This window comes from Stenotrophomonas maltophilia group sp. RNC7, assembly GCF_030910085.1.
GTDB classification, from domain to species: Bacteria; Pseudomonadota; Gammaproteobacteria; order Xanthomonadales; family Xanthomonadaceae; genus Stenotrophomonas; species Stenotrophomonas sepilia.
Genome location: NZ_JAVFVN010000751.1, coordinates 1 through 640 on the forward strand (window position 1 = coordinate 1; position 640 = coordinate 640).

The 640-nt window shown below is 27.2% G+C and carries 1 protein-coding gene; it reads right to left on the reverse strand.

What is annotated here, in order from left to right; genetic code table 11:
- On the reverse strand, window positions 1-529 hold a 529-nt coding region (locus tag RCF13_RS17855), incomplete at its 3' end, for a hypothetical protein (RefSeq protein WP_308141414.1).
- Between the last annotated feature and the right edge of the window lie 111 nt (window positions 530-640).

The following is a 640-nucleotide window of genomic DNA, read 5'->3' on the forward strand; positions in this document are numbered from 1 at the left end:
AAGAATTCTCCCGATGTTTGTTCACTTGATATTTCATAAAATGAAATACTAAAATTAATGCTGGAATGATAATAAACCATACCCAATGTAAATAAATAAGAAAATAATTAACTGAAGCCGCCTTAAATGTCTTTTTATAAAAAGGAAGAGTTTCGAGTAAAGATAGGTGAAATAAGTTAAACAGGACATAGGTTAAATGCAAGCTTATTAACCCTCCAATTGCATTTAACAACATGTACTTTGAAATGCATCTTAAATTCACAACCAAATAGCGTAAAGAATACAAATACATTAACATTGGTACTGCAAGAAAAAATAACTTAATAAATTTCAAGTATGAACTCAATATTCCTATATTAGATATTGTATGATCAAACAACCACATTAGAATGTAACCTGAAAAACTAAACAGTACCATATTAAAAATATATGAAAAGATATTAGTGTTAAATAGTTCACTTTTTAAGAATGAAGGAACAGCCGGTGATAACCATCCAAGGAAATCAAAAACAGCTGCAGTACTTATCATTGTTATTATACAAATCACAAAGAATTCAAAAGGGATTATATTAAAAATCGATAATCCTAATAATAAAAAGACGTGAATTAATGTAATGATCACAACAGAAATAATATATCC